13 protein-coding genes are annotated in these 12,494 nt (G+C 35.6%); 11 read left to right on the top strand and 2 right to left on the bottom strand.

Features of this window, described 5'->3' with window-relative positions; all coding sequences use genetic code 11:
• Positions 1 to 2: 2 nt before the first annotated feature.
• Both ACFQ0R_RS08980 and ACFQ0R_RS08975 read right to left on the bottom strand, forming a co-directional pair.
• A complete protein-coding gene (locus tag ACFQ0R_RS08980) occupies positions 3 to 3,230 on the bottom strand; it encodes a SusC/RagA family TonB-linked outer membrane protein (RefSeq protein WP_379658026.1) in 3,228 nt (1,075 codons plus the stop codon).
• Between the two features lie 119 nt (positions 3,231 to 3,349).
• The gene (locus tag ACFQ0R_RS08975; RefSeq protein WP_379658025.1) at positions 3,350 to 5,002 is read right to left on the bottom strand and encodes a ShlB/FhaC/HecB family hemolysin secretion/activation protein; all 1,653 of its coding nucleotides are present in this window, start codon (positions 5,000 to 5,002) and stop codon (positions 3,350 to 3,352) included.
• Between the two features lie 232 nt (positions 5,003 to 5,234).
• On the opposite strand from ACFQ0R_RS08975, the gene rpsL reads away from it, so the two are divergent.
• From rpsL to rpsC, 11 genes are all read left to right on the top strand, one after another.
• Positions 5,235 to 5,609 carry a 30S ribosomal protein S12 gene (gene rpsL / locus ACFQ0R_RS08970; protein WP_019039484.1) on the top strand — a complete coding sequence of 125 codons (375 nt, stop codon included), beginning with the start codon at positions 5,235 to 5,237 and terminating at the stop codon, positions 5,607 to 5,609.
• Between the two features lie 19 nt (positions 5,610 to 5,628).
• The gene (gene rpsG, locus ACFQ0R_RS08965) at positions 5,629 to 6,105 is read left to right on the top strand and encodes a 30S ribosomal protein S7 (RefSeq protein WP_379658024.1); all 477 of its coding nucleotides are present in this window, start codon (positions 5,629 to 5,631) and stop codon (positions 6,103 to 6,105) included.
• Between the two features lie 3 nt (positions 6,106 to 6,108).
• Positions 6,109 to 8,217, top strand: a complete 2,109-nt coding sequence (gene fusA, locus ACFQ0R_RS08960; protein ID WP_379658023.1) for an elongation factor G — start codon at positions 6,109 to 6,111, stop codon at positions 8,215 to 8,217.
• Between the two features lie 12 nt (positions 8,218 to 8,229).
• Positions 8,230 to 8,535, top strand: coding sequence for a 30S ribosomal protein S10 (gene rpsJ / locus ACFQ0R_RS08955; protein ID WP_019039487.1), 306 nt, complete (start codon positions 8,230 to 8,232; stop codon positions 8,533 to 8,535).
• 164 nt (positions 8,536 to 8,699) lie between these two features.
• Entirely contained in the window at positions 8,700 to 9,314 is a 615-nt protein-coding gene (rplC, locus tag ACFQ0R_RS08950) for a 50S ribosomal protein L3 (protein WP_379658022.1), read from the top strand.
• Positions 9,314 to 9,943 (top strand): 50S ribosomal protein L4, encoded by a 630-nt coding sequence (gene rplD, locus ACFQ0R_RS08945; protein ID WP_379658021.1) that lies wholly within the window; start codon positions 9,314 to 9,316, stop codon positions 9,941 to 9,943. The genes rplC and rplD overlap by 1 nt, the downstream gene beginning before the upstream one ends.
• A gap of 5 nt (positions 9,944 to 9,948) precedes the next feature.
• Positions 9,949 to 10,239, top strand: coding sequence for a 50S ribosomal protein L23 (gene rplW / locus ACFQ0R_RS08940; protein WP_379658020.1), 291 nt, complete (start codon positions 9,949 to 9,951; stop codon positions 10,237 to 10,239).
• Positions 10,240 to 10,248: 9 nt separating this feature from the next.
• Positions 10,249 to 11,076 (top strand): 50S ribosomal protein L2, encoded by an 828-nt coding sequence (gene rplB / locus ACFQ0R_RS08935; protein ID WP_379658019.1) that lies wholly within the window; start codon positions 10,249 to 10,251, stop codon positions 11,074 to 11,076.
• 3 nt (positions 11,077 to 11,079) lie between these two features.
• Complete coding sequence (rpsS, locus tag ACFQ0R_RS08930; protein ID WP_379658018.1) at positions 11,080 to 11,358, top strand: 30S ribosomal protein S19; 279 nt, start codon at positions 11,080 to 11,082, stop codon at positions 11,356 to 11,358.
• A gap of 7 nt (positions 11,359 to 11,365) precedes the next feature.
• Positions 11,366 to 11,773: a 50S ribosomal protein L22 gene (gene rplV / locus ACFQ0R_RS08925; RefSeq protein WP_379658017.1), complete on the top strand. Its 408-nt coding sequence runs from the start codon at positions 11,366 to 11,368 to the stop codon at positions 11,771 to 11,773.
• Between the two features lie 7 nt (positions 11,774 to 11,780).
• Positions 11,781 to 12,491: a 30S ribosomal protein S3 gene (gene rpsC / locus ACFQ0R_RS08920; RefSeq protein ID WP_379658016.1), complete on the top strand. Its 711-nt coding sequence runs from the start codon at positions 11,781 to 11,783 to the stop codon at positions 12,489 to 12,491.
• The last annotated feature ends 3 nt before the right edge of the window (positions 12,492 to 12,494 follow it).

Raw genomic sequence — 12,494 nt, 5'->3', positions numbered from 1 at the left:
TTTTAAAATTTAACATTTACACCCATTGTAAGTGTTGTCAACGGAGCGTACAAGGCTCTTCCAGAAAATCCATCTTGCCTTGTTTGAGGATTGTATCCATCTCTCACTGTATTTGCAAACAAGTTATCGCCAGATACAAATATATTCAAACTTTTAATTCCAGTATCACCTAGCATTTTTTGATTAAAAGTATAACCAACTAACAGATTGTTCAATGCAAAATAGTCAGATTTTGTTAAGAATCTAGTCGAAGTTGATGCCGCATTCACATCAGCTGCATCAGCCAATCTTGGTACATTAGTAATGTCACCAGGTTGTTGCCATCTTCCTAAGATATCAGAATGAAAGTTGTTACCTGCCGCACCAAATCTATCAGTCATTAATTCACTATATTGGTTATCATACCCATACCCTCCAATCTGGTAAGTAAACTGTGTAGAAATATTGAAGTTCTTATATGTTGCATTTAATCTAAAAGCTCCTGCTACATCTGGAATTGCAGATTTACCAACATACTTATCAGTAGCTGTAGCATAATCATCCGTTACTCTCTTAGCAACATTAGCTTCAGGGTTTTCATCTAAGTATGGAGTTAATGATTGAATAGCTTCCTCACTACCATCTAGGATTCCATTTCCGTTTTCATCATTAAAGTATTGATTCCATAGCGGAGCACCATTAGAAGAATCTACTCCAGCCCACTCTCTCATGTAGAAATCATAAATTGAACTACCATCTGAATATCCATAAATACCATTTCTGTTTAAAACTTGCGCTTCATTGGTTGAAGGATCGATTGGCATTCGTGTTAATTCGTTTTTGTAGCTAGCACCATTTAATGTAGCAGATAAATTAAAATCTGCAGTCTCTACAAGAGTACTTGAGATATCAAATTCTAGACCTTGATTTCTTAACTCACCATCGTTTACAGTAATAATAGATTCTCCTGTTGATAATGGTATTCTTCTATCAAAAATAAGATTTTCTGTGTCTTTGCGGTAATAGTCAAGAGTTACATCTAGGTATTTTCCTAACCTAAACTCTGTACCAACTTGAGCCATTTTTGATATTTCCCAAGTTAAATCTGGGTTACCAACTTCTCTTAGTGAAAATGTATAGTCTTCACCTAATAGGCCTTGATTCCAAAGATCTTGTCCTGTGTAAAAACCAACTCCACTTTCATCACCAGTTACACCCCAAGAAGCTTTTAGCTTTAAAAAGTTTAAATATTTATTGTTTACTAAGAAATCTTCGTTAGATAAAATCCAAGCACCACCAACGGAACCGAACGTATCCCACTTATCTGTTGTAAATCTAGAGGACCCATCAGTTCTAATAGAAGCTGTAAGGTAATAAGTATCTTTATAATTATAATTGACTTGACTAAAATAAGATTCAAGAGATCTACCAAATGTATATCCAAATGGTTGTTGTAGGTTTTGTACATAATTGGAAAGTTCATATAAACCTGGTACAACTACTTTACCCTTGTAAGCGTTACTTATATTAGTTTCTCTTTTGTTGGTTTCGTGAGCAGCCAACACTTCAAGGTTGTGATCACCAAAACTATTATTGTACCTTAATAATTGTAAAGCGTTTATAATTAAATCTTGTCTGTTCTGTAAGAAAAGATCACCTTGATTTGCTCGACCTCCACCATAAAATGGATTTCTAGCATCCTTGTCTATTCTATTAAAATATTGAGCACCTAAATTAGTTTCAAAAGTTAAATTATCGCTCAAATTAATATTAACAGAAAATGATCCATTAATCTCATGATTCTCATAGCCTGCACGATCATATCTTGCTGATGCAATTGGGTTTAAGGTATTTGCATTGGGTCTATCTCTAAATCCCGAGTCACTACCATAATCATATTGATTACCTCCAAATATCGGATCTGGAACTAATTGATAATTATCATCTCTTAAAAATACTGGGAATATTGGAGCCATTTTATCTGCAAATTCAAATAAATTTTCTGCACCATCAGTTTGACCATTTTGTATGCTCTCTGAATATGCATAACCAATGTTACCTTGAATATCTAACCAATCTTTTACTTGAGACTGTAAATTCAATCTAGTAGTAATTCTTTCGTAGCCAGTGTTAATAGCATAACCTTGATCATCTAGATAGCCAGTAGAGAAGAAGTATCGGCTTGTATCATCACCACCACCCATTCTTATGTTAGCTTCTTTTCTCAATGCAACGTTAAATGCTTCTTCCGCATATCTTTTTGGAGTGTATCTTCTGGTAATCCCTTCATTTACAGTTCTTGTAGTAGGATTAATAAGTTCACCACCATCAGCTGCATTCCACATGTTGTATCCCACAGGTACGTTGTTAGGACTAAACAGGTTATTGTTAGCATTGTCTATAGCTGCAGCATTGTCCAATCCATTAACTCTATTTCTGTTGTACAACCCTTCCCAAACTAAACCAATGTATTGTTCTGGAGATTCTATTACATCATATCTATCAATCAACTGGAAATTCACACCAGTTTTAACGTCTGCCTCAACAAAATTCCCTTCAGCAGTTCCGCTTTTAGTTGTTATTAAGACAACACCGTTGGCACCTCTAGACCCATATATTGCAGTAGCAGTTGCATCTTTTAATATAGTAGTTGATTTAATATCGTTAGGGTTTATTGAGTTTAAGCTACCCGAGAAAGGAACACCATCTACAACGTAAAGCGGAGCTCTGTTACCGTTTACAGATCCAAAACCACGAATTCTAACTTGAGAAGTTGTACCCGGCTGTCCGGATGTATTAATAACTGTCACACCTGCAGCTTCACCCGCTAATGATTGAGAAACATTCGAGAAGTTTTTACTAGCAATGTTTTCTGCATCAATTTGTTTTGCAGAACCAGCAAATGCTTGTTTTGTTGTAGTACCATAACCTACAACAACAACTTCATCTAAAGCTTCCCCTCTTTCAAGTTGAACATTAATTTCGGTTTTTGCTCCAACTTGAATTGTTTGTTTAGTAAATCCAATATATGAAAATACTAATCTGTCAGAACTACTTGCATCGATAGAGTATATACCATCAAAATCAGTCTGAGTTCCAGTACCTTTTCCGTCAATTAGAACGTTTACACCTGGCAGCGGATAGCCGTCAGGGTCTGTTACTGTTCCAGTAACTGTTTTCGTTTGTGCAAAGGTTACTTGCACAACTAACACTAAAATTAGTGTCAAAATCCCATTAATTTTTAATTTCATCTTTTTGTTTATTTGAATTAGCCAATGCCAAAAATGAAAATATAAAGTTAATTCCACAACTTTTATTGGCATTATTTTAATATAACTATTGTTAAATATTAATATACCGGTAACATTCATTAAAAATATGAGACGAAACCTATGTGGATTTTACTGTTTGATAAATTTGATTTTTGGTTGCTTGATACTGCATTTGCGAGCACTAGTCTGAAAATACCAGCTTCTGTCTTTAGCCCTAAACCCATTCCGTAACCCATTATGTTTTCGTTAATTTTATTTGTTTTGTTTTGATAGTTTCCTATATCTAATACACTATTTACAAAGAGATTATCGTCTAATAGGTATCTGTATTCAGTCTTTAATATGGCAAACCGATTGGCTAATAGTGAATTTTCTGCAAATCCTCGTATAGAATTTATGCCTCCAAAGCGAAATAATTCATTATTGTAGTAAGAGTCAGAAATTAAGAATTGACTGTTTAGGTTGATGTATATTTTATTTCTATAGTTCACAGAGATTTGGTGCTGGCCTTCAATTGATAATTTATATTGATCAGAATCTATTTCTGCTTCTCTTTTTCCCAGCGATGCTTCTATGTTAATGAATGTGTCTTCATTAAAACCCCGTCTGGAATTCATTTTTAAATATTCTAGGCCAACTCCGTAGAAAGTAGATTTAAAGTCAGCGATATCGTCAAGTGAGTTTATTTCTTCTATTTGTATGTTGGTTGAATTTGTAAAGTCGAGTCCGCCCTTAAAATTCACTCTTTCGTTGATTTGGTAGCTGAGATCTATATTTTGAGTATTATTTGTAAACAAAGAATCTCTTCTGAATATTCTTACTGAAGCTCCTAAGCTCAAAGGGGATTTTAAAACGAATGGCATTTTGATGTTACCTTCAAATATTTGCTGGCCAGAGCCATTATTTTTGTAAATAATTCCAAGTCGTTCACCAAAGTTTAAATTATTTAGTAGGACCATGTTTAAATAGCCATTAAGTTGGAAGTTGTTTTCTTCATTGGTGCTAAAGCCTAGAAGACCATCAAAACTATTTGACTTTACCTTGTCTATATATATAAACAACTCCGTAGAGTCTTTTTTGAATAAGACTTCAGTTGGTTTTTTTACATTAATAAATGGAATATTGTTTAACTGCTCAGTTTTTTTTTGGATTTCGGATTCAATAAAGGTATTTCCAATCTTTAAATTTGAGTATCTGGATACGTAAGTTTCAGATAGCATTGAATAGCCTTTGATATTTATTTTGTCAATTGTGCGTTTCTGTCCAGTATCTATTTTTAATTCCGCCTCAAGTGACTTTCCTTTTTTTCTTATGTTTATAAGTGTCACTTTTCCAAATGCTGAACCTGATTCTTTTAATTGATGAACTGCATAGTTGAGCGTTTTATCAATTTTAAAATAGGGGATTGCTATAGTTTTGTCATTTACTATACTTTTTTTTGGAAAAAGTTTTAAATCAGCATCCCTTATATCAATATGTATTGAGTCAATTTTTTGATTTAATTCAATATGAGCGAAAAGCGTATTTCTTTCGAATTTTGTGTTTTCTGACAAAAAAAGGTAACCTATGGTTTTGAGACTATCAATTTTGAAATCTAAATGTTTTTCAGCTTCGTTTACTGAGTTGAATTTTTGTTTGTTATTTTCAACTAATGAATCACTTGAAAATTGAGTATGAAGGATAATGTCTTGAGACCAAATTGAATTTGTGATCCCTAGAATAATTAAAAACTTAATAGTAATTCTATTCATGAAACAGTTTTGTAGGCGAAAAAAGGTTAGGCGGTTGGTTTTGCAAACGTAGTTACAGGTTCTCATATTATATAGAATCCGATCTTAGTTTATGGTTGAAATAAATAATTGATGTTGTTTAGTTTTCTTAGTTACTGAAAATTAATAGATTAAAATTTGTTTTTTAAAATTATATATCTACATTTGCAAACCTTAAAAATAATAGATTTTTTAAAACAATTTAAGTAAAACTATGCCAACAATTTCACAGTTAGTAAGAAAAGGAAGACGCAAGATGACTAAGAAGAGCAAATCGGCGGCTTTAGATTCTTGTCCTCAAAGACGTGGAGTTTGTACGCGAGTTTACACAACTACACCAAAAAAACCAAACTCAGCAATGCGTAAAGTTGCTCGTGTAAGGTTAACAAATGGTAAGGAAGTAAACGCATACATTCCAGGTGAAGGACACAATCTACAAGAGCACTCGATAGTATTAGTTAGAGGCGGGAGAGTTAAAGATTTACCTGGTGTAAGGTATCATATTGTTCGTGGTGCTTTAGATACGGCAGGAGTAGAAGGTCGTCTACAACGTAGATCCAAGTATGGTGCAAAAAGACCTAAAAAATAATCAGAGTTAAAGTAAAGACATGAGAAAAAGACAGGCCAAAAAACGTCCCATACTTCCAGATCCAAGGTTTAATGATCAGTTAGTAACAAGATTCGTCAACATGATGATGTGGGACGGTAAAAAATCAATTGCTTTTAAAATATTTTATGATGCGATGGATATCATAGAAGAGAAAAAGCAAGATGATGAGAAAACCGCTCTAGAAATTTGGAAAGAAGGATTATCTAATGTTATGCCGCACGTTGAAGTGAGAAGTAGACGAGTAGGTGGAGCAACATTCCAAATTCCTTCGCAAATTCGTCCAGATAGAAAGATATCAACAGCTATGAAGTGGTTGATTAGTTATTCTAGAAAGCGAAATGAAAAAACCATGGCAGCAAAACTTGCTGGAGAATCCATGGCAGCTGCAAAAGAAGAAGGTGCAGCCGTTAAGAAAAGATTAGATACGCACAAGATGGCTGAAGCCAACAAAGCATTTTCACATTTTAGATTCTAAATAATGGCACAAAGAGATTTAAAATTTACTAGAAATATAGGAATCGCTGCTCACATTGATGCTGGTAAAACAACAACTACAGAGCGTATTCTTTATTATACTGGTATAAGTCACAAAATAGGAGAAGTTCATGATGGTGCTGCCACAATGGACTGGATGGAGCAAGAGCAGGAAAGAGGTATTACTATTACTTCTGCTGCAACACATTGTACATGGCCTTATAGAGATCATGAATATATTGTGAATATTATCGATACTCCGGGTCACGTTGACTTCACTGTTGAAGTTGAGCGTTCTTTAAGAGTACTTGATGGTGTCGTTGCTTTGTTTAGTGCTGTTGATGGTGTTGAGCCACAATCAGAAACGGTTTGGAGACAAGCTGATAAATATAAAGTTCCACGTCTTGGGTTCGTTAATAAAATGGACAGACAAGGTGCGAATTTCTTCAATGTATGTAACCAGGTAAGAGAAATGTTGGGTGGGAACCCAGTACCTCTTCAGGTTCCAATTGGAGATGAGATCGACTTCAAAGGAGTTGTGGATTTAATTTCTAAAAAAGCTATCATCTGGAATGAAGAAGATTTCGGGATGACTTATGAAGAAATTGATATTCCAGCTGAATTAGAAGCTGATGTTACAAAGTATAGAACTGAATTGGTGGAAGCAGTTGCTGAATATGATGAGCAATTGATGGAGAAATTCTTCGAAGATGAAGATTCCATTACTGAAGATGAGATAATTGCAGCTTTAAGAGCAGCAACTATCGACATGTCTATTATACCGATGATGTGTGGTTCTGCATTTAAAAATAAAGGTGTTCAGGCTATGCTTGACGCAGTAATGAGATATTTGCCTTCTCCAGTAGATGTAGAAGCTATTGAAGGAGAAAATCCTGAAACTGGCGAAGTAGAAACAAGAAAGCCACATGTTGACTCTCCATTTTCTGCTTTAGCATTTAAGATCGCTACAGATCCTTTCGTAGGTCGTCTAGCTTTCTTTAGAACGTATTCTGGTAGATTGGAAGCTGGTTCTTATGTTTTGAATAACCGTTCAGGTAAAAAAGAACGTATTTCCAGAATGTATCAAATGCACTCTAACAAGCAAGAGCCTATAGAATTTATTGAGGCTGGAGATATCGGTGCTGCAGTTGGGTTTAAAGATATCAAAACTGGAGATACTCTTACAGATTTGAAAAATCCAATTGTTTTGGAATCTATGTCTTTCCCAGAGCCGGTAATTGGTATTGCTGTAGAGCCAAAGACTAAAGCTGACGTTGAGAAACTAGGTGTTGCACTTGGTAAATTAGCAGAAGAAGATCCTACATTCCAGGTTAAAACTGATGAAGTTTCTGGACAGACAATTATTTCTGGTATGGGAGAACTTCATATTGAAATCTTAGTAGATCGTTTAAAGCGTGAATTTAAGGTTGAAGTTAACGAAGGTGAACCACAAGTAGAGTACAAAGAAGCTGTAACGAAAACTGCAGAAATCAGAGAAGTTTATAAGAAACAATCTGGTGGTCGTGGTAAGTTTGCTGATATTGTTTTCGAAATGGGACCTGTAGATGAAGATTTTGAAGGACCAGGATTGCAATTTGTCGACCAGATTAAAGGGGGTAGAATTCCAAAGGAATTTGTTCCTTCAGTAGAGAAAGGTTTTCAGGAAGCTATGAAAAACGGACCTTTAGCTGGATTTAGAATGGATACGTTGAAAGTAACTCTTAAGGATGGATCTTTCCACCCTGTGGATTCTGACCAACTATCTTTCGAGCTTGCTGCTAAATTAGGTTTTAAATCAGCCGCTAAAAGCGCAGGTGCAATAGTACTTGAGCCGATTATGAAAGTTGAAGTGGTAACTCCAGAAGAAAACATGGGTGATATCGTTGGTGACTTAAACAGAAGAAGAGGTCAGGTGAATAACATGTCAGACAGATCTGGTGCGAAAATCATCAAAGCAGATGTGCCACTTTCAGAAATGTTTGGTTATGTGACTACTTTAAGAACATTGTCTTCAGGTAGAGCAACATCAACAATGGAATTTTTAAAATTTGAAGAAACACCTGCAAGTATTTCTGAAAAAGTAATCAAAAGTGCTAAAGGTTTAAACGAATAATTAGAGCTTATTATGAGTCAAAAGATAAGAATTAAACTAAAATCATACGACTACAACCTGGTAGACAAGTCTGCTGAGAAGATTGTAAAGACGGTGAAGACTACAGGTGCTGTTGTAACTGGTCCAATACCATTACCAACAAAGCGTAAAATCTTTACTGTATTGAGATCTCCTCACGTCAACAAAAAAGCTAGAGAGCAATTTCAATTAGACTCTTTCAAGAGATTATTGGATATCTATAGCTCTTCATCAAAAACGATTGATGCGTTGATGAAGCTTGAATTACCAAGTGGAGTAGAAGTAGAGATTAAAGTATAAGTAGGTTCCCGTGAAAACGGGAACCTCAATAAAATTCTCACGAGCTGAGAATAGACATGTCCCGAGCATTTGACGAGGGAAAAACGGAAGAAAAATACATTCAGGGCAACGTATTTTTTGTCCTGAATTTTTTTTAAATAAATAGTAATAATCAAAAATTAATTATGTCTGGGTTAATAGGAAAAAAAATCGGCATGACAAGTCTCTTCGACGAGAACGGAAAAAACATTCCGTGTACTGTGATAGAGGCTGGTCCATGTGTAGTTACCCAAGTCAGAACCAACGAGGTTGACGGGTATGAAGCGCTTCAACTTGGTTTCGATGACAAATCAGACAAAAATGCCACTAAAGCAGACTTAGGTCACTTTAAGAAAGCTGGTACTTCTGTCAAAAGACGAGTCATGGAATTCCAAGGATTTAAAGAAGAGTATAAGTTAGGTGATGAAATCACTGTAGACTTATTTAAAGAAAATGAATTTGTAGACGTAAGTGCTACATCTAAAGGTAAGGGATTCCAGGGTGTTGTAAAACGCCACGGCTTTGCAGGTTCTGAGAGAACTCACGGACAACAAAGTATGTTGAGAGCTCCTGGTTCTGTTGGTGCTGCCTCATATCCAGCCCGTATTTTCAAAGGAATGAAAATGGGTGGACAAATGGGAAGTGAAAAAGTAAAAGTTCAAAATCTAAGAGTGTTGAAAGTTGTTCCGGAAAAGAACTTGATTGTAATCAAGGGATGTGTTCCAGGGCATAATAACACTTATGTAACTATTCAGAAGTAATGAAAGTATCAGTTTTAGATATAAAAGGAAAAGAAACAGGTAGAGAGGTAGAACTTTCTGAATCTGTTTTTGGATTGGAACCTAATGATCACGTAGTGTATCTTGATGTAAAACAGCATTTAGCTAATAAACGTCAAGGAACTCACAAGGCTAAAGAAAGAGCTGAGATTGTTGGTAGTACAAGAAAGATAAAGAAGCAAAAAGGTACTGGTACGGCGCGTGCTGGTAGTATAAAATCTCCAATTTTTAAGGGTGGTGGTAGAGTTTTTGGTCCTAGACCAAGAGATTATCATTTCAAACTGAATAAGAAGTTGAAGAGATTAGCTAGAAAGACTGTTTTGTCTCAAAAACTGAAAAATAATCAGTTGATGATTGTTGAGGATTTCGGTTTTGATACTCCTAAAACAAAGGAATTTATTAATGTTCTTGATAATCTGAACATTAGAGACAAAAAATCTTTACTTGTCTTGGATGAGTCGAATAAAAACGTATATTTGTCGTCCCGTAATTTGAAATCTGCTAAAGTTGTAAATGTCTCAGAATTAAACACTTACAATATTTTAAATAGCAACGTTTTATTAATTACTGAAAGCAGATTAGAAGAATTACAAAATAATCTCAACAAATAGTAGCTATGAGCATTTTGGTAAAACCAATTATTACAGAGAAAGCAACAAATGAAAGCGAATTAAGAAATGCTTTTTCATTTGTAGTAGATCGTAATGCCAACAAAATCCAAATTAAGGAGGCTGTTGAGTCTGCTTATGGCGTTACGGTAGAAGGAGTTCGCACATTGAATGTTATTCCAAAAATCAAGTCTCGTTATACAAAAACGGGAATGGTGACGGGTAAAACATCAGCGTACAAAAAAGCTATAATTAAAGTAGCTGAAGGAGAAACAATTGATTTGTATAGTAATCTATAAGCTTAAAACATGTCGGTTAAAAAACTAAAACCAAATACACCAGGACAGCGATTTAAAGTAGCTAATGGCTTCGATGCTATTACTGCCAGTAAGCCAGAGAAATCTTTGCTTGCTTCCCGCAAACGTTCAGGTGGACGAAATAATCAAGGTAAGATGACCATGCGCTATATTGGTGGTGGTCATAAGAAACGTTACAGAATTATAGACTTTAAAAGGAATAAGAAAGATATTCAAGCTGAAGTTTTGACTGTAGAGTATGATCCTAATAGAACAGCATTTATCGCTCTGCTTCAGTATGAAGACGGCGAAAAGAGTTATATTATTGCGCCTAGCGGAATTAAAGTTGGACAAAAAATTGTTTCGGGATCTTCACAGGTTCCTACTGAAATAGGTAATGCAATGCCTTTGTCTGAAATTCCTTTTGGAACTATAATTTCCTGTGTTGAGTTAAGACCTGAGCAAGGTGCTGTGATGGCTAGAAGTGCTGGTACATTTGCTCAGCTTATGGCTAAAGACGGTAAATATGTAACTATTAAGTTGCCTTCTGGAGAAACTAGAATGGTATTATCCTCTTGTATTGCTACAGTAGGTGCAGTATCAAATAGTGATCATCAGTTAACTATATCAGGTAAAGCTGGTAGAAGCAGATGGTTGGGAAGAAGGCCAAGGACAAGGCCTGTTGTGATGAACCCTGTCGATCACCCAATGGGTGGTGGAGAAGGTAAGTCTTCTGGAGGTCACCCTAGATCAAGAAATGGTATACCTGCTAAAGGTTATAAAACACGTTCTAAGACGAAGTCTAGTAATAAGCACATCATAGAGCGTAAAAAGAAATAAGATATGGCACGTTCATTAAAGAAAGGACCTTTTGTCCATTATAAATTAGATAAAAAAGTTGCTTTAAACCTTGATTCAGGAAAAAAATCTGTAATCAAGACATGGTCTAGAGCATCCACCATTACTCCTGATTTCGTTGGTCAAACATTTGGAGTTCATAATGGAAGACAATTCGTACCTGTTTTTGTGACAGAAAACATGGTAGGACATAAGCTTGGAGAATTTTCTCCAACGCGTACTTTCAGAGGTCACCAAGGTTCCAAGAATAAAGGAAAAAAATAATTGAACAATGGGAGTAAGAAAAAGAAATAGAGCAGAAATGCTCAAGGAACAGAAAAGTCAACTTGCTATTGCAAAATTGAACAACTGTCCAACATCTCCACGTAAAATGAGACTTGTTGCTGATTTGGTGAGAGGTAAGGATGTTGGTCATGCCTTGCAAATATTAAAGTTTAGTACAAAAGTTGCCTCTGGTAGATTGGAGAAATTAGTTCTTTCTGCTATTGCAAACTGGCAAGCTAAGAATGAAGATTCTGATATAGAGCAGGCTGGAGTTTTTGTAAAAGAGATTAAAGTTGATAGTGGCAGCATGTTAAAACGCCTACGTCCAGCACCACAAGGTCGTGCTCACAGAATACGTAAGCGTTCTAATCACGTCACTCTTATACTAGGAGAAAAAAATAACACTGAAAGCTAGATAGACTATGGGACAAAAAACAAATCCAATCGGTAATAGACTTGGTATCATTAAAGGATGGGAATCCAACTGGTACGGAGGAAACGATTACGGTGATAATCTTGCGGAAGATCACAAGATTAGAAAGTATATCCATGCACGTTTAACTAAAGCTAGTGTTTCGCGCGTAATTATTGAGCGTACGCTTAAACTTGTAACCGTTACTATCACTACTGCCAGACCTGGTATTATTATCGGGAAAGGTGGCCAAGAGGTAGACAAGTTGAAAGAAGAGCTTAAAAAAATTACGGATAAGGAAGTTCAGGTAAATATTTTTGAAATCAAAAGACCCGAATTAGATGCGCATCTTGTAGCTACCAGTGTGGCAAGACAAGTTGAAAACAGGATTTCTTATAGAAGAGCTACAAAAATGGCAATTGCGGCAGCTATGAGAATGAATGCTGAGGGAATTAAGATTCAGGTATCCGGACGTTTAAACGGAGCTGAAATGGCTCGTGTTGAAACTTATAAAGAAGGACGAATTCCTTTGTCTACTTTTAGAGCTGATATTGATTATGCTTTGGTGGAATCTCATACTACTTATGGTAGATTGGGTATCAAGGTATGGATCATGAAAGGTGAAGTTTATGGAAAACGAGAGTTATCTCCATTAGTTGGCCTGGCTAAAAATGAGACAAAAGGAAAAGCGAGACGACCTAAAGCACGTCGTAGAAAATAATCA

Origin of the sequence: Psychroflexus salinarum, assembly GCF_042677225.1 — a bacterium.
Lineage (GTDB): Bacteria > Bacteroidota > Bacteroidia > Flavobacteriales > Flavobacteriaceae > Psychroflexus > Psychroflexus salinarum.
The sequence above is the reverse complement of the archived record's forward strand: the minus strand, read 5'-3'. Positions and strand labels throughout refer to the sequence as shown.